25 protein-coding genes are annotated in these 24,263 nt (G+C 58.7%); 6 read left to right on the forward strand and 19 right to left on the reverse strand.

Annotated features, from left to right (window positions below; all coding sequences use genetic code 11):
* Window positions 1–51 precede the first annotated feature (51 nt).
* A complete protein-coding gene (gene ruvB, locus AKL27_RS12805; protein ID WP_050463217.1) occupies window positions 52–1,107 on the reverse strand; it encodes a Holliday junction branch migration DNA helicase RuvB in 1,056 nt (351 codons plus the stop codon).
* 12 nt (window positions 1,108–1,119) lie between these two features.
* A complete protein-coding gene (gene ruvA / locus AKL27_RS12810; RefSeq protein ID WP_050463218.1) occupies window positions 1,120–1,698 on the reverse strand; it encodes a Holliday junction branch migration protein RuvA in 579 nt (192 codons plus the stop codon).
* Window positions 1,699–1,866: 168 nt separating this feature from the next.
* On the opposite strand from ruvA, the gene AKL27_RS12815 reads away from it, so the two are divergent.
* On the forward strand, window positions 1,867–2,823 hold the full coding sequence (locus AKL27_RS12815; RefSeq protein ID WP_050463219.1) for a DUF808 domain-containing protein: 957 nt from the start codon (window positions 1,867–1,869) through the stop codon (window positions 2,821–2,823).
* Window positions 2,824–2,830: 7 nt separating this feature from the next.
* Here AKL27_RS12815 and ruvC read toward each other — a convergent pair whose 3' ends face one another.
* The 8 genes from ruvC to tyrS form a co-directional block, all read right to left on the reverse strand.
* On the reverse strand, window positions 2,831–3,373 hold the full coding sequence (gene ruvC / locus AKL27_RS12820; RefSeq protein ID WP_050463220.1) for a crossover junction endodeoxyribonuclease RuvC: 543 nt from the start codon (window positions 3,371–3,373) through the stop codon (window positions 2,831–2,833).
* Between the two features lie 76 nt (window positions 3,374–3,449).
* Entirely contained in the window at window positions 3,450–5,015 is a 1,566-nt protein-coding gene (purH, locus tag AKL27_RS12825) for a bifunctional phosphoribosylaminoimidazolecarboxamide formyltransferase/IMP cyclohydrolase (protein WP_050463256.1), read from the reverse strand.
* Window positions 5,016–5,087: 72 nt separating this feature from the next.
* Window positions 5,088–5,321, reverse strand: coding sequence for a Fis family transcriptional regulator (locus AKL27_RS12830; protein WP_050463221.1), 234 nt, complete (start codon window positions 5,319–5,321; stop codon window positions 5,088–5,090).
* A gap of 94 nt (window positions 5,322–5,415) precedes the next feature.
* Window positions 5,416–6,432 (reverse strand): tRNA dihydrouridine synthase DusB, encoded by a 1,017-nt coding sequence (dusB, locus tag AKL27_RS12835; RefSeq protein ID WP_050463222.1) that lies wholly within the window; start codon window positions 6,430–6,432, stop codon window positions 5,416–5,418.
* Window positions 6,433–6,762: 330 nt separating this feature from the next.
* The gene (locus AKL27_RS12845; RefSeq protein ID WP_050463257.1) at window positions 6,763–7,416 is read right to left on the reverse strand and encodes a histidine phosphatase family protein; all 654 of its coding nucleotides are present in this window, start codon (window positions 7,414–7,416) and stop codon (window positions 6,763–6,765) included.
* 5 nt (window positions 7,417–7,421) lie between these two features.
* Window positions 7,422–8,075 (reverse strand): YbhB/YbcL family Raf kinase inhibitor-like protein, encoded by a 654-nt coding sequence (locus AKL27_RS12850; protein ID WP_050463224.1) that lies wholly within the window; start codon window positions 8,073–8,075, stop codon window positions 7,422–7,424.
* Window positions 8,076–8,179: 104 nt separating this feature from the next.
* A complete protein-coding gene (dtd, locus tag AKL27_RS12855) occupies window positions 8,180–8,635 on the reverse strand; it encodes a D-aminoacyl-tRNA deacylase (protein WP_050463225.1) in 456 nt (151 codons plus the stop codon).
* Complete coding sequence (gene tyrS / locus AKL27_RS12860; protein WP_408609769.1) at window positions 8,632–9,885, reverse strand: tyrosine--tRNA ligase; 1,254 nt, start codon at window positions 9,883–9,885, stop codon at window positions 8,632–8,634. Before tyrS ends, dtd begins: the two co-directional genes overlap by 4 nt.
* A gap of 284 nt (window positions 9,886–10,169) precedes the next feature.
* Between tyrS and AKL27_RS12865 the strand changes: the two genes are divergently transcribed.
* Complete coding sequence (locus AKL27_RS12865; protein WP_050463227.1) at window positions 10,170–11,564, forward strand: M23 family metallopeptidase; 1,395 nt, start codon at window positions 10,170–10,172, stop codon at window positions 11,562–11,564.
* 77 nt (window positions 11,565–11,641) lie between these two features.
* Complete coding sequence (locus AKL27_RS12870; protein ID WP_050463228.1) at window positions 11,642–12,778, forward strand: anhydro-N-acetylmuramic acid kinase; 1,137 nt, start codon at window positions 11,642–11,644, stop codon at window positions 12,776–12,778.
* Window positions 12,779–12,793: 15 nt separating this feature from the next.
* Here AKL27_RS12870 and AKL27_RS12875 read toward each other — a convergent pair whose 3' ends face one another.
* From AKL27_RS12875 to mpl, 9 genes are all read right to left on the reverse strand, one after another.
* A complete protein-coding gene (locus AKL27_RS12875) occupies window positions 12,794–13,885 on the reverse strand; it encodes a branched-chain amino acid ABC transporter substrate-binding protein (protein ID WP_050463229.1) in 1,092 nt (363 codons plus the stop codon).
* 199 nt (window positions 13,886–14,084) lie between these two features.
* Window positions 14,085–15,050 carry a magnesium/cobalt transporter CorA gene (gene corA, locus AKL27_RS12880; RefSeq protein WP_050463230.1) on the reverse strand — a complete coding sequence of 322 codons (966 nt, stop codon included), beginning with the start codon at window positions 15,048–15,050 and terminating at the stop codon, window positions 14,085–14,087.
* A gap of 120 nt (window positions 15,051–15,170) precedes the next feature.
* On the reverse strand, window positions 15,171–15,884 hold the full coding sequence (mtgA, locus tag AKL27_RS12885; protein WP_050463231.1) for a monofunctional biosynthetic peptidoglycan transglycosylase: 714 nt from the start codon (window positions 15,882–15,884) through the stop codon (window positions 15,171–15,173).
* Window positions 15,885–15,941: 57 nt separating this feature from the next.
* Window positions 15,942–16,775: a shikimate dehydrogenase gene (gene aroE, locus AKL27_RS12890; RefSeq protein WP_050463258.1), complete on the reverse strand. Its 834-nt coding sequence runs from the start codon at window positions 16,773–16,775 to the stop codon at window positions 15,942–15,944.
* Window positions 16,776–16,795: 20 nt separating this feature from the next.
* Window positions 16,796–17,683, reverse strand: a complete 888-nt coding sequence (locus AKL27_RS12895) for a TonB C-terminal domain-containing protein (protein ID WP_050463232.1) — start codon at window positions 17,681–17,683, stop codon at window positions 16,796–16,798.
* A 39-nt stretch (window positions 17,684–17,722) separates the two neighbouring features.
* On the reverse strand, window positions 17,723–19,771 hold the full coding sequence (locus AKL27_RS12900) for a ribonuclease catalytic domain-containing protein (RefSeq protein WP_050463233.1): 2,049 nt from the start codon (window positions 19,769–19,771) through the stop codon (window positions 17,723–17,725).
* Window positions 19,772–19,779: 8 nt separating this feature from the next.
* Complete coding sequence (locus tag AKL27_RS12905; protein WP_050463234.1) at window positions 19,780–20,343, reverse strand: chorismate--pyruvate lyase family protein; 564 nt, start codon at window positions 20,341–20,343, stop codon at window positions 19,780–19,782.
* Window positions 20,343–20,951: a YqiA/YcfP family alpha/beta fold hydrolase gene (locus tag AKL27_RS12910; RefSeq protein WP_050463235.1), complete on the reverse strand. Its 609-nt coding sequence runs from the start codon at window positions 20,949–20,951 to the stop codon at window positions 20,343–20,345. Before AKL27_RS12910 ends, AKL27_RS12905 begins: the two co-directional genes overlap by 1 nt.
* Window positions 20,948–22,345, reverse strand: coding sequence for a UDP-N-acetylmuramate:L-alanyl-gamma-D-glutamyl-meso-diaminopimelate ligase (mpl, locus tag AKL27_RS12915; RefSeq protein ID WP_050463236.1), 1,398 nt, complete (start codon window positions 22,343–22,345; stop codon window positions 20,948–20,950). The genes AKL27_RS12910 and mpl overlap by 4 nt, the downstream gene beginning before the upstream one ends.
* Before the next feature lie 189 nt (window positions 22,346–22,534).
* On the opposite strand from mpl, the gene AKL27_RS12920 reads away from it, so the two are divergent.
* The 3 genes from AKL27_RS12920 to aroQ all read left to right on the forward strand — a co-directional run bounded on the left by AKL27_RS12920 (window position 22,535) and on the right by aroQ (window position 24,210).
* Entirely contained in the window at window positions 22,535–23,173 is a 639-nt protein-coding gene (locus tag AKL27_RS12920) for a hypothetical protein (protein WP_050463259.1), read from the forward strand.
* Entirely contained in the window at window positions 23,170–23,697 is a 528-nt protein-coding gene (locus tag AKL27_RS12925) for a TlpA family protein disulfide reductase (protein WP_050463237.1), read from the forward strand. Before AKL27_RS12920 ends, AKL27_RS12925 begins: the two co-directional genes overlap by 4 nt.
* 75 nt (window positions 23,698–23,772) lie before the next feature.
* Entirely contained in the window at window positions 23,773–24,210 is a 438-nt protein-coding gene (gene aroQ, locus AKL27_RS12930) for a type II 3-dehydroquinate dehydratase (protein ID WP_050463238.1), read from the forward strand.
* Window positions 24,211–24,263 lie beyond the last annotated feature (53 nt).

A 24,263-nucleotide genomic window follows, 5' to 3' on the forward strand; every position in this document is an offset into this window, starting at 1 on the left:
TTTGTCAATCTGACAGCGCAACCTGATTGCCGCGAGGCATGCAGGACCGGATCAGCCGCCCCACAGATCACCCATCGGACTGCTGCGCGGCGCCGTGACGCCGAAGTGCGTATACGCCAGCGGCGTGGCAATCCGGCCGCGCGGTGTACGTTGCAGATATCCTTGCTGAATCAGATACGGCTCCAGCACATCTTCAATCGTGTCGCGTTCTTCGCCAATGGCGGCCGCCAGATTATCGAGACCGACCGGTCCGCCGTTGAATTTGAACAAGACGGCTTCCAGCAGCTTGCGGTCCATCAGGTCGAACCCGACCGGATCCACATCCAGCATGACCAGTGCAGCGTCGGCCATTTTCTTGGTAATCGCACCATTGCCCTTGACCTCGGCATAGTCGCGCACCCGGCGCAGCAAACGGTTGGCGATACGCGGCGTACCGCGACTGCGCTTGGCAATTTCGAGTGCGCCCTCTTCATCCATTGGCGCATTGAGCAAGCTGGCACTGCGCGTGACAATCCGCGCCAATTCTTTCGGCGTATAAAATTCCAGGCGGGCAACGATGCCGAAACGATCGCGCAGCGGATTGGTCAGCATGCCGGCGCGGGTGGTGGCGCCGACCAGCGTGAATGGTTGCAGATCGAGTCGTACCGAGCGCGCTGCCGGTCCTTCGCCGATCATGATATCGATTTGATAATCTTCCAGCGCCGGGTACAGGATTTCCTCCACTACCGGCGACAGGCGGTGAATTTCATCGATGAACAAGACGTCGTTGGCTTCCAGATTGGTCAGCAGCGCCGCCAGATCGCCGGCGCGTTCCAGCACCGGACCCGAGGTTTGCCGCAGATTGACGCCCATTTCGCGGGCAATGATATGCGCCAGCGTGGTTTTGCCGAGACCGGGCGGACCGAACAACAAGGTGTGATCAAGCGCTTCGTGGCGCTGACGCGCGGCGGTGATGAAAATCTGCAACTGGTCGCGGATTTTTTCCTGGCCGACATATTCATCCAGTTGCTTGGGACGCAAGGCCCGCTCCAGCGCTTCCTCGTTGGCCGAAGCCGGCGTCGCCGCAATGATGCGCTGTTCGGAAAAATCGTCGGTCTGGATACTCATGGTGGACCTGCCTTATGCTTTGGACAATGCCTTCAGCGCCAGCTTGATGCCTTCCGATACGGTGGTATCGGCCGGTACCTGCTTGAGCGCCAGGCTGGCTTCTTTGTCGGAATAGCCGAGCGCCAGCAGGGCATTGAGAATATCTGAAGTGGTGTCGTGATGAACGATGCCGCCGGTGGCGCCAAGATCCGCACCCAGCTTGCCCTTGAGTTCCAGCAGCAGGCGTTCGGCGGTTTTCTTGCCGATGCCCGGCACCTTGGTCAGGCGACCGGCTTCCTGCAAGGTCACGGCTTGCGCCAGATCGCTCAGCGACATGCCCGACAGAATCGCCAGCGCAGTCCGCGCGCCCACGCCGGAAATCTTGATCAGCTCCTTGAAACCATTGCGTTCCTCGGCGCTGCTGAAGCCATACAGCACATGAGCATCTTCGCGCACGATCAGATGCGTCAGCAAGCTCACCTTGTCGCCCAGTGACGGCAAATTGTAAAACGTGCTCATCGGCACCGCGACTTCATAACCGACACCGCCGCAATCAATCAGCAACTGAGGAGGATTTTTTTCGAGCAGGATTCCGGAGAGACGACCGATCATGATGGCTGGCGCAGGAAGATAATGACGGAATGATACAGTACTGTTCGTATAAACAGTAGTTGCAGCTGCTGCAAATATTGCGTTACGCCTGCCGACGCGTTACTGTCTGCGACGTCCGCACACCGTGCGCATTGATACCAACACTCCATTACTCCAAGGAAACCTATCGTGGCAGGCAGCAGTTTTTTCGCTTTAATCGATGATATCGCCAGCATCCTCGACGACGTATCGGTCATGACCAAGGTTGCCGCCAAGAAAACTGCCGGTGTGCTCGGCGATGATCTGGCCCTCAATGCGCAGCAAGTCAGCGGCGTCAATGCCGATCGTGAATTGCCGGTGGTGTGGGCGGTGGCCGTCGGTTCGCTCAAGAACAAGGCGATTCTGGTACCGGCGGCATTGCTGATCAGCGCTTTCGCGCCGTGGGCAGTGACACCGCTGCTGATGCTGGGCGGCGCCTTTCTCTGCTTCGAAGGTTTCGAAAAGCTGGCGCACAAGTTCTTGCCCCATGGCGACTATAGCGCCGGACATGCTCCTGCGCAGGAAACGGCAACCGCCGCCGGCACCGACCGGGCCGCGTTCGAACAAGACAAAATCAAGGGCGCGATCCGCACCGACTTCATCCTCTCCGCCGAAATCATTGCCATCACGCTCGGCACCGTTGCCGCTGCGCCATTGCAGCAACAGATCATCGTGCTGACCGGCATCGCGCTGATCATGACCGTCGGTGTCTACGGCGTCGTGGCCGGTATCGTCAAACTCGATGACGGCGGTTTATATCTGCTGAAAAACGGCGGCGACAGCTGGTTCGGTTCGCTGCAAAAGAAAATCGGCCGCGCCATTCTGGTGGCCGCACCGTACATGATGAAGAGTCTGACCGTGATCGGCACGGTCGCCATGTTCATGGTCGGTGGCGGCATCCTGACGCATGGCTGGCCGGCGGCACATCACATGATTACCGGTCTGACCCAGGGCATGGCAACCGTTGCCGGCATCGGCCCGGTGCTGGCCGTAATCGGGCCCTCGATTCTGGATGCGCTGTTCGGGGTAGTGGCCGGCGCTGCGGTATTGGTATTGGTCAGCGCGGTACAACGTCTGGTGCGGCTGCTGCGCCCGGCCAAAGCCTGATCAGCAATCAGCCGACCAGGCGGCCGCCGCGCACCCGCAAGCCGCGCTTGGCCAGTCCCGGTGCCAGCGCGCTCAAGGCGCTCAAGGCTTCGCCGCTGTGGGCATGGCAAATCGCCACGCCCAGCGCATCGGCGGCATCGGTGCCGGGCATGCCGGACAGGCTCAGCAAACGCTGCACCATATCCTGCACCTGACTTTTTTGTGCCTTGCCGTGACCGACCACGGCTTGCTTGACTTGCAGCGCAGTGTATTCGGCCACCGTCAGATCAGCCTGCACCAGCGCACAAATCGCGGCGCCCCGGGCTTGCCCCAGCAACAGCGTCGATTGCGGATTGACGTTGACGAATACTTTTTCGATGGCAGCACAATCCGGCGCATAGGTTGCGATAACTTCGGAAACGCTGGCGAGAATGGTTTTGAGCCGCAACGGCAAATCGGCGTCCGGCGTCTTGATGGTGCCGGAGGCGATATAAGTGAGTTTGTTGCCCTGCTTGTGAATCACACCGAAACCGGTAGTGCGCAAGCCCGGGTCAATGCCGAGGATTTTCATAGGTGGCAGTCTATACGAATCCTGCTCACCCCGGCTGATGCATGGCAATGTATCAGCCGGTATTGCATGTGAATGATCAGTGACGGAAGTGACGGGTACCGGTCAACAGCATGACCACGCCTTGTTCGTCGGCTGCATCGATCACTTCCTGATCGCGCATTGAACCGCCCGGATGAATCACGCACGTCGCACCTGCTGCCACTACCACGTCGAGGCCGTCGCGGAACGGGAAGAAGGCATCCGACGCCACGGCCGAACCGGCCAGCGTCAGACCGGCGTTCTGGGCCTTGATCGAAGCGATGCGGGCGGAGTCGATACGGCTCATCTGGCCGGCGCCGACACCGAGTGTCATGCCATTGCCGCAGAACACGATCGCGTTCGACTTGACGAACTTGGCGACGCGCCAGGCGAACATCAGATCTTGCAATTGCTGTGGTGTCGGTTGCTTCTTGCTGACCACTTTGGCGTCGGCCACCAATACGTTCCTGGCGTCCGGCGATTGCACCAGCAAACCACCGCCGACACGTTTGAAGTCATAGGCGTTGAGACCCTTGCCGAGCGGAATTTCCAGCAAACGGACATTTTGTTTGGCCGCAAAAATCTCGCGTGCCTTGGCCGAGAACGCCGGCGCAATCAAGACTTCAACGAATTGCTTGGCCACGGCTTCGGCAGCCGCGCCGTCGAGTTCGCGGTTGAACGCGATGATGCCGCCGAAGGCAGAAGTCGGGTCCGTCTGCAACGCCTTGGAATACGCTTCCAGCGGGTTGGCGCCGATGGCCACGCCGCATGGATTGGCATGCTTGACGATGACGCAGGTCACTTCGTCAAAAGTCTTGACGCATTCCCACGCCGCATCCGCGTCCGCGATATTGTTGTATGACAATTCCTTGCCCTGCAACTGGGTATAGCTGGCCAGCGCGCCATCGATCTGCTTGACGTCGCGATAGAACGCCGCCGACTGATGCGGGTTTTCGCCGTAGCGCATGTCTTGCACTTTTTCGAAATGCAGATTCAGGGTTTCCGGATAAGCACTGCGGGTCGCGTGTTGCTTGTCTTCACCGAGCGCAGTGAAATAATTGGTGATGGCACCGTCGTATTGCGCGGTATGGGCAAATACTTTCTTGGCCAGCGCGAAACGCTTTTCATAGTTCAGATCGCCTGCTGCCGATTGCAGATCAGCCAGCACGCCGCTGTAGTCGGACGGATCGCAGATCACGATCACGTCCTTGTGATTCTTGGCCGACGAACGCAACATGGCCGGGCCGCCGATATCGATGTTCTCGATCGCGTCTTCCAGCGCGCATTCATCCTTGGCCACGGTCTGCTGGAACGGATACAGATTCACCACCACCATGTCGATGACCGGAATGCCGTGCTGTTCCAGAGCAGCAACGTGCTCCGGAAAATCGCGCCGCGCCAGAATGCCGCCGTGCACTTTCGGGTGCAAGGTCTTGACACGCCCATCGAGCATTTCCGGGAAGCCGGTGTAATCGGCCACTTCCGTCACCTTGACGCCATTGTCGGCGAGCAGTTTGGCGGTGCCGCCGGTAGACAGGATGTTGACGCCGAGGCCGGACAGCGCCCGGGCGAACTCAAGGACGCCGGCTTTATCGGAAACAGAGATAAGTGCTTGTTTGATCATGATGGGCAATGCGTGCAAGTGAATGAAGGGGGCAACGACCAGGACCGGCAGTGGCGTCGCGAAATGGAAAAACTACAACAAGCCGTGCTGCTGCAATTTCTTGCGCAAGGTATTGCGATTGATGCCGAGAATTTCTGCTGCCTGTGACTGATTGCCGTCGGCGCGCGCCATCACCGCTTCGAAAATCGGTTTTTCGACTGTCGACACCACCATGTCATAGACATTGGATGGCTGTTGTTCGCCCAAATCCTTGAAATATTTTTCCAGGCTTTTTTTGACGGCATCCTCGATACGTTCTTTACTCATTACGTGCTGCTTCTATTTTTCTTCAGATGTTGATAAATAGGTCACCGGCAACGGCAGCGTGCGTCTGATAACGTCACACCGCCGTGGGCGCAGGCTATGCTGCCAGCGCCTCGTCGGAAAACCCGTATTGTAACCGCTCGCCATACGCCGCCTGCGATTCGAAGAAAGCCTGAACCGCATCCAGCTGCAACTGACAATCTTCAATTCTGTTCATGCGCTGGCGAAATGCTTCGCCGCCCGGCAAGTCGCGCACATACCAACCGATATGCTTGCGCGCCGTCCGCACACCCAGGTAATCGCCGTAGAACGCGTAATGGGCCTGCAAGTGTTCCAGCATCAGCAGGTTCACTTCGCTCACCAGCGGCGCCGGCAAATAGTCGCCGGTCTGCAGAAAGTGATCGATTTCGCGAAAAATCCATGGCCGTCCCTGCGCTGCGCGTCCGACCATGATGGCATCGGCGCCGGTCACTGCCAGCACATGACGCGCCTGCAACGGCGTCGTGATATCGCCATTGGCGACCACCGGAATGCCAACCGCCGCTTTCACCGCAGCAATCGTTTCGTACTCGGCCATGCCGCTGTAGCCGTCGGCCCGGGTGCGACCGTGCAAGGTCAGCATGGCAATGCCGCTTTGCTCGGCCATGGCGGCAATGGTCAGCGCATTCTTGTTTTCGCGATTCCAGCCGGTCCGAAACTTGAGCGTCACCGGCACGTCCACTGCGCGTACCACTGCATCGAGAATCCGGCCTACCAGCTTTTCATTTTGCAACAAGGCCGAACCGCACCAGCTGTTGCACACCTTCTTGACCGGACAACCCATGTTGATGTCGATGATCTGTGCCCCGCGCTCGACATTGTGACGCGCACAATCGGCCAGCATGGTGGGATCGGCACCGGCAATCTGCACCGCTTTCGGTTCCATCTCGCCATCGTGATTGGTGCGCCGCGAGGTCTTTTCGCTTTGCCACAAACGCGGATCCGACGCCGCCATTTCCGAGACGGCATAACCCGCGCCCAACTGCTTGCACAGTTGACGGAACGGTCGGTCGGTCACCCCTGCCATAGGAGCAACGAACACATTATTGCGCAGGGAATAAGGGCCTATGTTCACGGGTTATCAGGGAAATGCGGGGGAAGGGCGCTATTCTAACGCGATTGCCGACCGCGCCCAACAAGAATCCATTTTGCAACGCACAGCCGCCATAAAGTTGCCAGACGAACAATAAAATGCGGGCAAAACCACGTCAAACGCTGTAGTGCATCGGCGCCGGAGGCACTCTGCAGCAGCGTTGCCCGGCGTTTGGCGAGCTCGGCAACGACGCCGCATGACAGCAGAAAAAACATCAAGGCGCGGCCCGGCGTCGTCATTTAGCACCTGACAAAAAGTAAATTTTCTACACAATATTCGACCGTGCAGAAACACCGGATAACGATGCCGCGTTCAGCGATCCACTTCGTCCAGCACCGCTGCATTCAAATGTCGTACATCGCCCCATTGCGTCAGGTGCAGATGTTCACCATCCCAGCGCATGCGATTGATGCTGGCATTGAAGATGTCGAAATCGCGCTCCACCGCAAAGCTGGTGCGTTGCGACCAGCGGTGCAGGCATTCCAGCACGCCGCCATGGGTGACCACCGCGATGCGTTGCTGGCCGCGCGCCGCCGCCTGCCGCGCCAGCGCGGTCACGGCTCCGACGGCACGCGCGGAAAATTCACGCATGGTTTCCGCAATACGCTCGCCGGCCGGATAACGCACATCCGGAGCACGCGCGCGCCACGCAGCGAAATCGAGCGGATAGCGCTGCTCGATCTCGACATGCCGCAAACCCTCAAAGCCGCCATAGCAGCGTTCACGCAAAGCGACTTCAATCTGTACCGGCAAATCCTGCACATCTGCAACTGCCTGCGCAGTATCGCGGGCACGCTGCAAATCGCTGGCAAAGATGGCGTCGAGTTGCTCATTTTCCAGCGAACGCGCCAGCGCCTGCGCCTGGCGCTGGCCAGCCTGATTCAAGCCGATGTCGGTATGTCCCTGCAAGCGCTTGTCGACATTCCAGTCTGTTTCGCCGTGACGGATCACCAGAATTTCAGTCATGGCGCTCATGCAACATGGTTGAAAGCAAGCGCCGGATTGAGCGAATACAGACCGGTCACACTGGCTTGCGCCAGCACATGCTGCTGCAACGCTGCCTTCACTGCGGCGCCGGATGGCTTGGCCGACAACGGCAGCGTAGCGACATCCAGCGCATACAGCGTGAAAACGTAGTGATGCACGATGGCATCATTCCATGGCGGACACGGACCGTCGTAGCCAAAGTAATCACCGGCCATCGCGGCGTCGCCGGCAAACCAGCCGGTGTAGTCATTGATGCCATGACGCGCGCCGGGCAAAGGATTGCCAGTGATATCGGGACCGCTTTTGCCGCGCGGCGTGACGCCATCGCTGAACTGACCGGCGCCAATGGTGGTTGCCGTTGGCGCGATATCGAACAGGCTCCAGTGATAGAAATCCACCCGCGGCAAATCGGCCGGAACACTGCGTCCTTGCTGATTGACGTCATCGCCGCGCGACGGCACGTCGGGGTCGCAGCACAGCAATACCAGCGATTCGGCGCCGGCCGGCACGTCGCTCCATGCCAGATGCGGATTGCGGTTGGCCGACAGCCGTACATGACTGGCCGCATCGGGAACGGCAAAGGCGAAGGTGCCGGGAATCGCGGCGCCATCCTTGAATGAATCGCTCCAGAGTTGCATGTTGATCTCCTTCAGAATAAGTCCGTTAACTGCGTCCACTACTGCATCTACTACTGCATCTACTACTGCGTCCAATCACTGCATCGAAGCTGCGCCACTGATATTTACTGCAGCGTGGCCGGCTTGACCTGCAACCAGAACGTGACCGGTCCGTCATTGGTCAGCGACACTTGCATGTCGGCGCCGAAGCGCCCGGTTTCAACGGTGGCGTGATCATGGCGCGCTTGCCGCACAAAATAATCGAACAGCACGCGCGCATCGGCCGGCGCTGCTGCCGGCGTGAACGATGGCCGGGTGCCGGATTGGGTATCGGCTGCCAGCGTGAATTGTGGCACCAGCAGCAAACCGCCGCTGACATCACGCAAACTGCGGTTCATCTTGCCGGCGTCATCGGCAAATACCCGATAGGTCAGCAATTTGGCCAGCAAGGTATCGGCTTCTTTTTCGGTATCGCCGCGCTCGGCGCACAGCAATACCATCAGCCCGGCACCGATAGCGCCGATGACCTCGCCATCGACTTCCACTTCAGCGCGGCGCGCGCGTTGCAGCAGCGCGATCATGCCAGCGTGACGCGGGCGAACTTGCGCTTGCCGACCTGCACCACCAGCGTGCCGGCATCGACCTTCAAGCCCTTGTCGCTGATCACGGTGCCGTCGATACGCACGCCGCCCTGCTCCACCATGCGCAAGGCTTCCGAGGTCGACGCGCACAAGTTGGCTTGCTTGAGCAACTGACCGATACCGAGCGGCGCACCGCTCAGCGCGACTTCCGGAATATCGTCCGGAATGCCGCCCTTGGAGCGATTGACGAAGTCTGCCAGTGCGTCTTCGGCGGCCTGCTGCGAATGGAAACGTGCCACGATTTCCTGCGCCAGCGCGACCTTGATATCACGCGGATTCCTGCCGCCTTCGACTTCGCTGCGGAAGTTGGCGATAGCGGCCAGCGACTTGAACGACAGCAATTCGTAGTAGCGCCACATCATGACGTCGGAAATGCTCATCACTTTGGCAAACATGGTGTTGGCCGGTTCAGTGATGCCGATGTAATTGTTTTTCGACTTCGACATTTTCTCAACGCCGTCGAGACCTTCCAGCAATGGCATGGTCAGAATGCATTGCGGTTCCTGACCGAAGTCTTTTTGCAATTCGCGGCCGACCAGCAAATTGAATTTCTGATCGGTGCCGCCAAGTTCCAGGTCCGACTTCAAGGCTACCGAATCGTAACCCTGCATCAGCGGATACAGGAATTCGTGCACCGAAATCGGCGTGCCTTCCTTGAAGCGCTTGGTGAAATCGTCGCGCTCCATCATGCGCGCCACCGTATAGCGCGAGGCCAGTTGAATCATGCCGCGGCTGCCGAGCGCATCACACCACTCGGAGTTGTAGCGAATTTCGGTTTTGGCCGCATCCAGCACCAGGCTGGCCTGGGCAAAGTAGGTCTTGGCGTTGAGTTCGATCTGCTCGCGCGTGAGCGGCGGACGGGTGGCGTTGCGGCCGGACGGGTCACCGATCATCGAGGTGAAGTCGCCGATCAGGAAAATCACGGTATGACCGAGGTCCTGCAATTGCCGCATCTTGTTCAACACCACGGTGTGTCCCAGATGCAAGTCGGGCGCAGTCGGGTCGAGTCCGAGCTTGATGCGCAGCGGCTGACCGCTTTGCTCGGCGCGCGCCAGTTTTTGCGCGAATTCGCTTTCGATCAGCAATTCATCGACGCCGCGTCTGGCAACGGCCATTGCCTCTTGCACCTTGTCGGTGATTGGCAGGACTGCCACAGAGGCAGAAGAAGTTGTCACTTTGGACGGGGTCATTTGCTGTTCGGCGTTCATTGATATAACTAAAAAATTGACTTTTGTAGGACAGGACCGGGTTTCCGCTTTGCTATAATGCGTGCTTTCGTCTTTCTGCCGCACGCCATTGAGAAGCGCAATCAGCAGATTATTCGCTTAACCGCATTCATCATCCTGTCGGGAATCTGTAGTCAGCGCATGCTCATCGGAAGGGACCGGGGCATACAATCTGGCCAAGCAGTGCGCAAGTTTCGTGCACGCAAGCAGGTTCGAAACAGGGTAAACGTCAGATTTTAACGTATTGCATGTCCCCTAAAGATAAATTCACTCGCGCATCCGCCTTATACCGTACGGCACACGCCTACTGCCACGACAAGTTTACCGGTTCGTCCCGCAAGACGCGCATCCTTTCCGCAGGCGCCCTGTTCCTGGCAGCCTGCACCTTCGGTGCCGCCGGTTTTGCTCCTGAAAATCCAGATACTTCCGACGCCCCGGTGCATGCCATCGTCAAGGAACTGGCATTGCCGGATTTGCAACAACAAGTCGCGCAGCTCGAAGATCAGCAACAGTATTACGTCAACGAAGAGAAAGTCCGCTCCGGCGATACGCTGGCCACGCTGCTGACGCGTCTCGGCGTGGATGACGAAGCGGCGGCCAGCTTCATCAAGTCCGACACACTGGCGCGCGCCGTGATGCAGTTGCGCGCCGGCAAGCGTATCGTGGCGCAAACCTCGGAAGACGGCGAACTGTTGCAACTGAGCACGACGCTGACCGACGGTCGCGATGCGCCGGTGCGCAATCTGCTGATCACGCGTGACGGCGATCACTTCAAATCGCTGGATCAGCCGGCCACCCTGGAACGTCGCGTTGAAATGCGATCCGGCGAAATCCGCTCTTCTCTGTTTGCCGCCACCGATAACGCCCAGATTCCTGACGGCGTGGCCAGCCAGATCGTTGACATGTTTGCCACCAACATCAACTTCGCCGCCGATCTGCGTCGCGGTGACCGTTTCAATGTCGTTTACGAAACATTCTGGCACAACGGCGATCTGGTCCGCACCGGCCGCGTACTGGCGGGTGAATTCACCAATGCCGGCAGCACTTATCAGGCAGTCTGGTTCGACGAGCCGGGCAGCAAGGTCGGCGGCGGTTACTACGCCTTCGACGGCAAGTCGCTGAAGAAAGCCTTCCTCAAGTCGCCACTGGCCTTTACCCGGATTTCCTCAGGCTTCTCGATGCGTCTGCATCCTATCCTCGGCAAATGGAAACAACATACCGGCGTCGACTTTGCCGCACCAACCGGCACCCCGATTCATGCTTCCGGCGATGGCGTAGTGGATTTTGTCGGCCAGCAAAACGGCTACGGCAATATTGTCGTGCTCAAACACTGGAGCAACTACTCGACTGCCTACGGCCACATGAGCCGCTTTGCACCGGGTCTGCGCAAGGGCATGAAGATCAGTCAGGGCGATGTGATCGGCTATGTCGGCATGACCGGCTGGGCTACCGGCCCCCATCTGCACTATGAATTCCGGGTCAGCAATACGCCGCGCAATCCGCTGTCCATCGATGTGCCGAATGCACAGGCGCTGGCAGGCAATCAGTTGCAACGCTTCCATACCGTAGCCGCCGACATGAGCCGCCGTCTGGTGCTGTTGCGTCCGGCTGGCGCTGCCGATATCAAACTGGCCGCCAGATAATACCGGGGCGCATCTGCCGCCTGCAAACCGTTGCACGAGTCACTGTAAAATACAGCAACTCATTCAACGGTTTTTTTATGTCCACTCCTATTGCGGCCCCCTCCTCTTCGCTCTTCATCGGCCTCATGTCCGGCACCAGCCTCGACGGTGTCGACGGCGTGCTGGCAGCACTGCCGGCCGACGGTGCGATGACGGTGCAAGCCTCTGCCTATATTCCGTTCCCGGCTGAACTCAAGGCAGAATTGCTGGCGCTGCAAAGCAATGGCACCGATGAAATCCGGCGTGAAGCACTGGCCGCCAATGCGCTGGCCACGCACTACGCTGCATGCGTGGCGCAATTGCTGGCCGATGGCGAGATGGAGGCAGCCCAGGTCTGCGCTGTCGGGGTGCACGGGCAAACCATCCGTCATCGTCCAGAACTGGGCTTTACGCGCCAGACCAATAATCCGGCCTTGCTGGCCGAGTTGTGCGGGATTGATGTGATTGCCGATTTCCGCAGCCGCGACGTCGCCGCCGGCGGTCAGGGTGCGCCATTGGTGCCGGCCTTTCATCGCGCCGTTTTCGGCAGCGATCAGGAAACCCGGGTGGTGGTCAATATCGGCGGCATCAGCAATATCAGTATCCTGACGGCGCAACAAGGCACTTCCGGTTTCGATACCGGTCCCGGCAACGTGTTGATGGATGCCTGGACCATGCGCCATCAGCAACAGCCCTATGACCGCAACGGCACCTGGGCTGCTACCGGGCAATGTCACCCGGCCTTGCTGGCCAGCTTGCGCGACGAACCTTTCCTGCACCTGACGCCGCCGAAGAGCACCGGTCGCGATCTGTTTCACATCGACTGGCTGGATGCCCGGCTGGCGCCATTCAATGGCATCAGTGCCGCTGACGTGCAAGCCACGCTGACCGCGTTCACCGCAACCACTATTGCCGATGCCATCCTGACCTACGCCACTGATGCCGACAAGGTATACGTGTGCGGCGGCGGTGCTTACAACCAGAGCCTGATGCTGGCCTTGCAGCAGGCGCTGCATGCCGGCAATTCATCGGCGCTGGTGTGTGCGACGGCGGCGCTTGGCGTACCACCCAATGAAGTGGAAGCGCTGGCCTTCGCCTGGCTGGCGCAACGTTTCACGCATCGCCTGCCCGGCAATCTGCCGGCGGTGACCGGTGCGCGCGGATTGCGGGTGTTAGGCGCGCTGTATCCGGCATAAGATTCGAGACGGCGCTTACGGATAACTGCGCACCGTCTCCCAGCGCTTATTGCGAACCTGATACAAACCGTAGGTCGGCACTTCCAGATTGCCCTCGGCATCAAAGGAAACCTGACCGGATGCGCCTTTGTATTTGATCTTGTGCAAGGTATTGACCAAGACCGGAGGCTCCAGCGAATCGGCTTGCCTGATGGCCGCAATCAATACGCTGACGGCATCATAGGCGAGCAAGGTTTGCGGCAAGAACGGCGAATTGAATTTGGCCCGGAAATTCTTTTCCAGCGCCTGAATGCCGCGCGTCTTTTCCAGCGGCGTGCCGTATCCCAGCATCCAGATGCCATCATCGTAGGGGCCGGCACCGGGGAATTCAGGATTGTTGCCGCTGCCCATGATCAACAGTTTTTCCGTGCCGCCAACCTCGGCCAGACGTTTGGCGAGCGCCATGGTTTGTGGCGCGAAACCGGAAAAGAAAATCACATCGGGGGCATGGCGTTTGATGTTGGGGATGAGTACCGAGAAATCCGAAGTCTTGCTGTTGATCGACAGCCGGGTTGCAGGCGGTCCTTTTCTGAGAAACAGTTCGTTGACAACATTATCGGCCAGCGCCCGTCCGAGCTTGGTCTCGTTATCGATCACCATCACGCGCTGCGCGCGCAGCGATTTCATCAGGGCGTCGGCAATATAGACCGCGGTTTTATCGCTGTTGCCGATCAACTGAAATACCGTCCGGTACCCGTTTTGGGTAAATGCGCGCGCCGCTGCCGCCGGAGCGATTTGCGGAATGCCGGCGTCACTGTATAGCTTGGCCGCCACGATGCTGGTGTCCGAAGTTCGATGTCCGATCACGCCCACCACGCCGGCAGCGAGCATGGAGCGCGCCACCAGCAGCGTCATGTTTTCGTCGTTCTTGTCGTCGGCAATGAAGAGTTTGAAGAGAATCTTTTGGCCACCGACACGGATATTGGCCTGATTGGCGTCATCTACCGCCAGTTGCGCACCGTCTTGCGAGACCTGACCGTGCACTACCCCTTTGGGGGTCGGCAAGCCAATCAGTACGGTACGCGTCGGTTCGTTGTCAGCTGCTGCAGCTCCCTGAGCGAAAGCCAATGCTAACGCCAGAGAAAATAATTTTCCCACCGTCTTCATCTCTACCCCCCGTTGTTTGGCCAATCTGTGTGGTCAATTTTTTTGCCAGTGTAATACAAAGCAATTCTGCTTGCAGTAACGCAGGCAATTGCAGGCCGGACAGGGAAAAGGCAAGGAAGCGTCCGGGACGGAAGCGCTTCAGGTCAGTCGCAAGATGACTTCAGTTGAGCCAGCCACGCCGGCGGAAATACCAGAACGGGGCAATTGCCGAGGCCACCATCATCATGATTGCCAGCGGATAGCCCAAACCCCAGTCGAGTTCAGGCATCAGTTTGAAGTTCATGCCGTAGATACTGGCAATCAGGGTAGGCGGCAGAAACGCCACCGAGGCCACCGAGAAAATCTTGATGATCTTGTTCTGGTTGATGTTGATGAAACCGACCGTGGCATCCATCAGGAAGTTGATCTTGTCGAACAGGAATGCGGTATGGCCGTCCAGCGATTCGATATCGCGCAGAATCTGGCGCGCATCCTCGAACTGGTCTGCGCTGAGCAAGCGGCCGCGCATCAGGAAACTGACGGCACGCCGGGTATCCATCATGTTGCGGCGGATACGGCCATTCAAGTCTTCTTCGTGCGCAATGGTATTCAGCACGGCGGCGGCATCCTGGTCGCTCAGACTCTTTTTCAGCACGCTGAGACTGACCGCTTCCAGCTTTTGATAAATGCCTTCGAGCGCGTCCGCAGAATATTCGGCATCGGTTTCGTACAGGTCCAGCAAGACATCCCGGTAATCGCCGATGGAGCCGGGCCGCGAGCGGGCGCGCATGCGCACCAGCCGGAATACCGGCAGATCCTCGGCGTGGACTGAAAACAGAATGTTGCGCGCCAGAATGAAAGCCACTGTCACGGTCGATGAGGTGATGTCGTCGTCTTCGAACAGAAAGTCGGTGCGCAGATGCAAGTCGCCGTTTTCAGCTTCGAAATAACGCGCCGAGGCTTCGATATCACTGAACTCGTCTTCGTCCGGCAGGGTCACGCCGTAGATGCTCTTGACCCAGGCCCGCTCTTCGTCGCTCGGTTCGGTCAGATCGACCCAGACCGGCGCGATGTTTTCGAGGTCGCCACGACTCTCGATATTGACCTGATTCAGCCGACCATTTTGCAAAACGAATACATTAATCATGTGATCTCACTGTCCAACAGGTAACAACGCCGCGCAAGTACGGTTCAAGGAAACGAGCGCCAGTGTACGTTTATCGATAACGCCAGGCAAGCACGGCCACCACCGCACGACCAGAAAACATCAGCGCCCCTTCACGGCAGCCGGCAATTCCGCCGCATTCATGCGGCGCAAAATCAGATTGGTCCGATTGGCGAGGTAGGCCGAACCGCGATTCTTGTCATAAAAGCGCGGCCGCGGCAACATGACTGCCAGTCGTGCGGCCTGACTGGCGCCCAGATTGGCGGCGCTGGTGCCGTAATAATGCAGGGACGCCGCTTCGGCTCCGAACACACCGTTGCCCCACTCCACCACGTTCAGATATATCTCGAAAATTCTCTGCTTATCCATGAGAAATTCCAGCATGTAAGTGATGACAAATTCCTGCGCCTTGCGCAAATAACTGCGCTCGCCCGACAAAAACAGATTCTTCGCCAGTTGCTGGGTAATGGTGGAACCGCCGGCCACCACTTTGCCCTTTTTGGTATTTTTTTCATATGCCTTTTGCAAGGCATCCCAATCCACCCCCTCATGCTCTGAAAAATTGGAATCTTCAGAAGCAATGATGGCGCGTTTCAGATTGTTTGAAATGCGGTTATACGGCACCCATTTGAACTTCAATTCCGCATTCGGGTTCTTTTCCTGCAGCAACGACAACTGATGCCGCATGAAGCTGGTGGAGTCCGGATTGTGATCAACCCACCACCAGATCTGCACGAAAAAATACAATTGCAGCAGCAGGACCAGCGTCAGCGGCAACAGGACCAGCCAGAGAATCAACTTGCGCAGGAGCTTCATTATTGTTGGTGTTGTAGTCGGTTCAAATCGGTTCAGATCGTTTCTCAGCCACCGCGCTCAGGTGCGCGCCGCATCCGGGCGTCCCAGTTGCCGGCGCAACGAGGCAAACACCTCATCGGTCCGGGGCCGTACTCCGCGCCACAGGAAAAACGCTTCGGCGGCCTGTTCCACCAGCATGCCCAGACCATCCCGCGCCAGCGCGCCATGGCGTTGTGCAAATTGCATGAAAACCGTATCTTGCGCACCGTACATCATGTCGTACGCCAGCGTGCCGGGCTGGAATACCGCTACCGGCAGCGGCGGCACATCGGCATCCAGACTGGCCGATGTCGCGTTCACCACGACGTCGAAACCACCCGACAAATCCGCATAGGCAGCTGCCGCCACGTTGCCGTAAACGGTGAACTGGGCAGCCAGTTCCTGCGCCTTGGCGGCGGTGCGATTGACCAGCACCAGCTCGCCCGGCCGTTGTTCCAGCAACGGCAGCAAGGCGCCGCGCGAGGCACCGCCGGCGCCCATCAACAAAATCCGTTTGCCCTGCAACGCCACGCCGGCGTTGTGCACGATGTCGGCCACCAGACCGGCACCGTCGGTATTGTCACCGAGAATCTCGGCGCCATCGAACCTGAGTGTATTGACCGCACCGGCCAGCCGCGCCCGTTCGGTGAGGCGGGTCGCCAGCGCATGGGCGTCCAGTTTGAACGGCAGCGTGACATTGGCGCCGCGTCCGCCTTGTCCGATAAATGTCCGCACGCTGTCGGCAAAGCCGTGCAACGGCGCCAGCAGGCGTTCATAACTGAGCACTTGCCCGGTCTGGGCGGCAAACTGCGCATGTATTTCCGGTGACTTGCTGTGGGCAATCGGATTACCGATGACGACGTATGCATCCATGTTGTTCATCCCTGATCAGGTTAGCGGTTGGAACCGACCTCGGTTTGCAGCGTTTCATCGCGGGTAAAACGGAAACGGGTAATGATTTCCCAGACGTCATCCTTGCCGGAAGTGCGCATATTTTCCGGAAAGCGACCGAATGGCGCCGAGCGCCGTACAATCGCCAGCGCCGCCTGATCCAGCGCGGCATTGCCGGAGCCGCGTTCGATTCTGACGCCGCCTTCCTTTTGATAAATCGAGCCGTCGTGAAACAGCGGAATCGAAATCAACAAATCCCCGTACAGCTTCTTGCCATCCTTTTGCGGGAAATTGAGCGTGCCGATTTTTTCTATCTTGTCCTGCATTGCCTTGTAATACAAGGCATAGCCGACTTCGCGGGTACTCGGCGTGATCTGCGTCTTCTTCGGCCGCTTGTTATATTCCTCGATATTCTTCGCTACTTCCGCTTCCATGCGCGCGACGGCTTTGCTGGTATCGAGCAGATCGCGGGCATGGATCTGCGGCGGTGCATCGTGCGGCTTTTCAGTTTCCGCAGCGACCACCTGCGGCGGGCGCTGATTCATTTGCGCCAGTATCTTGCGCTGCTGCGCCTCAAGTTCGGCCACCTTGCGCTGCGCGGCCCTGACGCTGTCGCCATTCTCTACCTTGCGCATATCCGGCAACGGCGACTTGGCACGCCCTTGCCCGGCGTTGCCGCCGCCGTCCAGATTGGCTTGCGCCAGTGCTTCTGCCTTGACCGGTTTGCTGTTGTGTTTGGCGTTGACCAGAATCACTTCCAGACCGGGATCATCCGGCTTCAGCCGAAATGCATCCGGGGCCGCGAAATGGACCGCCAGCAAAGCCGCATGCACCAGCACCGAAGCGGCAACGGCAATGGTCAGCAAGCGATTTTCAATAACAAATTTCACGGCAGCGGGGATCCGGTCAAAGCAGCGATTTTACGCATATTATTCCGGCGTCGGCTCGGTATCGGCAACCACCGCTTCGGCGGCCTGTTCGGCAGCATCTTCCGCTTCCTCAGACTCAACCGTGCGCTCCATGCCTTCCAGCAGTGCCTCATCCTCGTCATCGAGTGCTTCACCTTCAGGCGCGGTTTGCGCGGCCGGAATTTCCAGCAGGCGGGCTTCAATGGTCAGATCGACTTCATCCCAACGCAACAAGTCGAGCTTGACCTGCAAACCGCGCGCTACCTGCGGCATGCCTGGCAGGCGAATCACCAGCGGAATATCGACCAGTCGCAGGATTTCATCCTTGAGCACCACTGCATCCACCTGACGCGCATTTTCCTGTGTCAGCCAGCGCAAGCACCAGTAGCGTTCCATACCGGACTGGAAGTCGGCATAACCGGCATAGGCGGCATCGAAGGCCGAGACGATGGCAAACAGATCGGCGTCGCGCGGCTTGAATGGTGCCGCCAGCGGCGCCGTGACACCGTGTTCGACACAGGCCAGAATTTGCCATTGATTGACCAGATCGGTATAGCGCCGCAGCGGTGACGTGCTCCAGGCATATTGATCCACACCCAGTCCCTGATGCGGTGCCGCGTGCGTCACCATGCGTACTTGCATGCGCGCCGCCCAGCCGCCGCTGCCGCCACCCTGCGCGCGGTAAATGCCCGGCACGCCGTGGTCGGCCATCAGCTTGCCCCAGGTACTGTTGGCGAAGATCATCAGTTCCGCCACGATCTTGTCGAGCGGTGCGCCACGCTTGCGACGTGCAATCGTGACGACATCGTTTTCGACATAGAAATTGAAGTCGACGCGGTTGTTTTGCTCCGGCTTCAAACCAAAGCTTTCGCGCTTGGTCATGCGACCTTTTTCCAGTTCCTGCACCCATTGCCACAACATGGCGATATCCGCCTTGTGCGGATAATCGCCGCTGTCAGCGGCCAGTGCTTCTTCCGTGACCAGTGCATCGAGATCGTTGTGACGCAGGTTGGCGGCAATCGGCACCAGCTCGGCCCTGGTCTCCGTAGATACGACTGACCAGTCTTGCGGGTCGAGCGTGGCATACAGCGACAACGCCGGGCAATTGCGACCTTCATCAAGCGTGAAGGCATTCACCAGTTCATCCGGCAGCATGGTGATCTTTTCGCCCGGCATGTAGACCGTCGACATGCGATTGCGCGCGATTTCGTCGAGCGCATCCTGGCGCCTGATACCCAATCCCGGCGCTGCAATATGAATCCCGACGCGCCAGTTGCCGTCAGCCAGCTTGACGACCGACAGGGCATCATCGATTTCCGTGGTGGTGACATCATCGATGGAAAACGCCTGCACGTCGGCCAGCGGCAAATCGCGCACCGCCGGAATCTGCACCGGCGGGAAACCACTGCCCTTCGGAAAATATTCAAACAGGAAGCGGGCGTAATGCAAATCCTTGGGCGAAGCGATGCCGCCGGTAGTGAGCATCAGGCGCTGCGGCGTGGTTTGCAATTCGCGGCACGCGCTGTCGAGTGCCTTGTATTCAATACTGTTCTTGTCCGGCTTGAACAATAACTGCAAGGCAATCGGCTTGAAGCTTTCCGGCAAACGCCCGGCCTTGAGTTCATCGACATAGGCGGCTTGCACCAGCGCCTGCTGGCGTTTCTTTTCCATACCGGCCAGCGCCGCCTGCAACGAGGCTTGCGGTGCCGCTTTATAGCGACCCTTGCCCTTCTTGTAGAAATAGATGGGCGCGGCATGCAACTTGAACAGCAAACCGGCCGCTTCATGCGGCAACGGCGGATGACCAAAGTATTCGGCGCCGAGTTCGGCAAAACCGAATTCTTCTTCGCCCGCGACTTCCCACAGAAAATCGAGTTCAATCTCCTGCGCCACGGCCTGCGCCTGCTCAATCAAGACCGCCGGCGCCGGCGTCGTGAATTGCAGCAATACGTCGCGCGACTTGATCTTGCTGCGCTTGCCCGACGCCATTTCGACCTGATAGGCCTCGCCCTGCTGCGACAACACGACGCCAGCCTTGAAATCGCCGGATTCTTCAAAAAATAAATTCATTGATTGCTTTATTCAGTTGCCATCAGCTTGCCGATGGCGGGTAAAAAAATATCGGTCACCAGCATCACGCCGCCCTTGCGCCGGAATAAGGAACGACGCGCATGCAACGGTTGTATCAGGTGCCGCATGCCCAGTGCCTGACAGATCCGCCTGGCCAGCGGATGCTCGTCATGCAAGCGGGCGAATTGAAACGGTCCGCGCGTCACCAGCGGATCGATGAACAGACTGCCGCCCAGCGGCTGACTGCCCAGTCGCCGGAAGAAAGGCCAGACACCGGCGCTGGTGGCGACCGGCAATATCGTATGGCCGAATATCACGGGTTCACCATCGCAATGCAAAATGACGTCACGCTCGGCCACCCGGCTGCGCCGCGCCACGCCCAGTGCCGCGTATTCATCGGCCAGCACCGGCATCGGCCGCTGGCGCAGACGCTGCACCTCAAACTGTTTGCTGCGCGCCTGCAGGCGGAACGTCATCGAACCGCGGTCGCTGAGCCAGACGCGCTGTTGCGGGGTGAGCTGCAAAGCATTCAGATGATCGAACCAATGCGCGTGTCCATGCGTCTTTGCCATCAGCGCCCGGCTCCATCGCCGTCGATCCCGGCAGCGGCTGCCGTGATGCCGCAAAATGCCAGCACCGCATCGGCGTGTGCGGCAAAGCTGCTGATGCCGTGGTCATCGCCCTGAATCACAGTTTGCTGTGCGCCCGGGTAATGCGCCACCATATCGCGCCAATCCAGTACTTCGTCGCCGGTTGCCGCAATCAGGAAATAACGTTGCGGTTGCGTGATGCGCGCCACCGTCAACGCCCGCAGCTCGTCGATATATTCATGCTTGAACTCGAACGGTTCATCCGAATGATATTGGGTGGTCACGCCCACATACGATTCCAGATCGCGCGGCGGCTGCACCGCCGGATTGAGCAATACCGCACGACAACCCAATCGTTCGGCCAGCCAGGTCGCATAAAAGCCACCGAGCGACGAACCGATCACGCTCAGTTGCGCCGGATCGCATTCGGCCACGATATCCAGCGCCAGCCGGATTGCCTGTGCCGGTGACGCCGGCAATTGCGGACAGTAAAATTCGGCACTGCGGCCCAGCGCCTGCATGCGTTCGGCCATATGGCGCGCTTTGTACGATTGCGGCGAAGAGCGGAAGCCGTGCAGATACAAAATCATCCCAAGGCATCCAGAATCTTTTGATGCACGCCGCCGAAGCCGCCGTTGCTCATGACCAGAATCTGATCACCGGGCTGCGCGGCCTGACGGATCGCCTGCACCAGTGCGCCCAGATCATCAAATGCCTGAGCCTTGTTGCCGAGCGGCCCCAAGGCTTGCGCCAGATCCCAGCCGAGCGCTTCCTTGCCATTACCCTTGGCGCCAAAGCCGAATACCAGGTCGGCATCGTCCAGGCTGCCGGGCAAAGCCTCTTTCATGGTGCCCAGCTTCATGGTGTTGGAACGCGGCTCCAATACCGCGAGAATGCGTGCCGCGCCGACCTTCTTGCGCAAGCCTGCCAGCGTGGTGGCAATCGCCGTCGGGTGATGGGCGAAATCGTCGTACACCGCGATCCGGTTGACCGTGCCGCGCAATTCCATGCGCCGTTTGACATTCTCGAAGGTCGCCAGCGAAGTGATCGCCTGCGCCGGCAACACGCCGACGTGGCGGGCGGCGGCAATCGCGGCCAATGCATTCATGCGGTTGTGCTCGCCACTCAGGGCCCAGCTCACGGTGCCTTGCAGCGCGCCGTTGAATATCACGTCGAAGCTGTCATCGGCATGCGTCTGCAATGCCCAGCCATTGTCGGCAGCCACACCGAACGCTTCGACTTCACTCCAGCAGCCACGCTCCAGTACCCGCTGCAACGCCGGTTCGCGGGCATTGACCAGCAAACGGCCGATGCCCGGCACAGTGCGCACCAGATGATGGAATTGCGTCTCGATGGCATGCAGGTCGGGGAAAATATCGGCGTGATCGTATTCGAGATTGTTCAGAATCGCGGTGCGCGCGTGGTAATGCACGAACTTGCTGCGCTTGTCGAAGAAGGCGGTATCGTATTCATCGGCCTCGATCACGAAGAATGAAGACGCACTCTTGGCGCCGGCACCACTCTCGGCATTGCTGCCGAGGCGCGCGGAAATGCCGAAATTCATCGGTACGCCGCCAATCAGGAAACCCGGTGCGTAACCGGCATCGGCCAGAATCCACGCCAGCATGGCCGACGTCGTGGTCTTGCCATGGGTACCGGCCACTGCCAGCACCCATTTGTCGCGCAGAATATGCTCACCCATCCATTGCGGACCGGAAACGTAGGGCAGCCCGCGATTGAGGATTTCTTCCATCAGCGGATTGCCGCGCGAGACGACATTGCCGATCACGTACAGATCGGGTGCCATGCTGACCTGCTCCGGACCGAAGCCCTGAATCAGTTCAATGCCCTGCGCTTCGAGCTGGGTACTCATCGGCGGATAGACATTGGCATCGCAGCCGGTCACTTTGTGCCCGGCCTCTTTGGCCAATACCGCCAGACCGCCCATGAAGGTGCCGCAGATACCGAGGATATGAATATGCATTATTGAATCTTGATAAGGAATCCCGCGATTTTACCTGACCCCGGCGCTTAGCCCCAGCCGCACAGCGACGATATCTCATCAAAATGCGATGCAGAACGGCAACTTGCGCCCGGCCCGCTCGGTTTCCTCTGCGGAATGCAGGCGTCATCCGAGGCCACTGGCAGAGCGTCGACTTGCATCTACGTTATGATGTCGGCCATGTCAGCTCCTTATCAAACCGAAACCGAATTGTTGCGCGCCGAAATAGCGGCGGCAGCGGCACGCATGATTGCCGAAGACGGCGCCGACTATGGCAGCGCCAAACGCAAGGCCGCCAGGCAGATATTAGGCAACAACAAAATTCGCGGCGATGTCCTGCCGGATAACGCGCAAATCGAAGATGAAGTGCGCATTTACAATGAATTGTTCTTCGCCGACACCCAGCCGGCGCGTTTATTGCATCTGCGGCAACAGGCATTGCGCGTGATGGAGGAACTTGCCCGCTTCTCCCCTTATCTGACCGGGGCAGTGCTCAACGGCACCGCAGGTGATCATTCCGATATCCATTTACAACTTTTTACGCCGAGCGCAAAAGATGTCGAAATTTATCTGTTGAACAAGAATACCCAATTCGAAGTCAGTGAAAGCCCCCACTTCAAAGGTCAGCACGCGCCGGTGGAAACCTTGAGTTTCCTGCTGCCGCAAGCAGGCGGACCGCCGGAAGGAGTGCACCTGACACTGTATGATGTCGACGACCTGCGCGGCAGCGTGAAGACAGCCGCAGGCAAACGTCTGGAACGTGCGGACACCGAAACGGTGCGCCGCCTGATCATGGAAGAATCCGTATGAAAAAGCGCAATATATTCTTGTTTGTCCTTATCGCCGCCCTATCTGCCGGCATCGGCATGTATGTCGGCCACAAAAAGACCGAACCGCAAACACCCGAAGCGATGGCCGTGAACAACCTGTTTGCCCAGACCATGCCGGACATCAGCGGCAAGCAGCAACCGCTGGCGCAATGGAAAGGCAAGCCGCTGATCATCAACTTCTGGGCCACCTGGTGCGCCCCGTGCGTCGAGGAAATGCCGGAGCTGGCGGCCTTGCAAGCCGAAGTGGCACCGGTGCAGATCCTCGGTATCGGCATTGATTCGGCCGCCAACATCGCCCAATTTGCGGAAAAGTTCCATATCTATTATCCTCTCTACGTTGCCGGTACCGGCGCCACCGATTTGCTGCGTCAGTTCGGCAATCAGGCTGGCGGCCTGCCCTTCACCATTCTCGTGGGACTGGACGGCAAACTCAAAAAGGTCTATCTTGGACGCCTGAATTTCGATGAGCTGCGCCGCGATCTGGCCGCTCTCAAAAACATGTAATTAAAGTTTTTCTTGCCAAATGATTCCATTTGACGGCAAAATGCGCCCATCATCGTCAAACGGAGCTTTATCTCCATGGCAACAAACCTTCTACTTCTCAACGGACCCAACCTGAATTTGCTGGGCACCAGAGAGCCTGAAGTCTACGGATCGACGACACTGGCCGATATCGAGCAACGCGCAACAGCGCAGGCAAAACACGCCGGCGCGACATTGGCCTGCTTCCAGAGCAACCACGAAGGTGCCCTGATCGACCGCATTCACGCCGCCCGTCAGGAAGGCGTGGATGCCATCATCATCAATCCCGCCGGCCTCACGCATACCAGCGTGGCGTTGCGTGATGCACTGGCAGGCGTCGCCATCCCGTTTGTAGAAGTCCATATTTCCAATATTCATCAGCGCGAAGAATTTCGCCATTTTTCTTATCTGTCCGGCATCGCCAAGGCTGTGTTGTGCGGCTTCGGCGTCGATGGCTACCGCCTCGCAATCGATCATCTGCTGCCCCATTCCTGAGGACCGGACTACCCACCACCCTTTTCATCAACATCATCGCCGCCATTGAGCGG

It is taken from the genome of Herbaspirillum autotrophicum, assembly GCF_001189915.1.
Classification (GTDB): Bacteria; Pseudomonadota; Gammaproteobacteria; order Burkholderiales; family Burkholderiaceae_D; genus Herbaspirillum; species Herbaspirillum autotrophicum.